Origin of the sequence: Micromonospora sp. LOL_024, from assembly GCF_048060415.1 — a bacterium.
GTDB lineage: Bacteria > Actinomycetota > Actinomycetes > Mycobacteriales > Micromonosporaceae > Micromonospora.
In genome coordinates this window covers 1-320 of record NZ_JBHMIS010000215.1, presented here as the reverse complement: position 1 = coordinate 320, position 320 = coordinate 1, and the positions used below count along the sequence as shown (strand labels likewise).

At 69.4% G+C, this 320-nt stretch carries 1 protein-coding gene; it reads left to right on the top strand.

Features of this window, described 5'->3' with window-relative positions; genetic code table 11:
* A partial coding sequence (locus ACFHWY_RS28935) for a transposase (protein ID WP_416583393.1) occupies positions 1-320 on the top strand: 320 nt, incomplete at both ends.

The window sequence follows — 320 nt, the reverse complement described above, 5'->3', positions numbered from 1 at the left end:
CCACCTACTACTACTTCGCCCTGTGGCGTGACGACGGCACCGACCAGGTGATCCACGATCTGCTGCGCTGCCAGGCCAGGGAGAAGGCCGGCCGTACCGAGGATCCGAGCGCGGTCGTGCTGGACACCCAGTCGATCAGGGCCGCCAACCACGTCCCGGCCGCGACGACCGGCAAGGACGCGGGAAAGAAGGTGTCGGGGCGCAAGCGGGGCTTGGCCGTGGACGCGTTGGGGCTGGTCATCGCGGTCGTGGTGACCGCGGCGTCGGTCACCGACAACGCCATCGGCATCCGGCTGCTCGACAAGGTCGTCGCGCACACC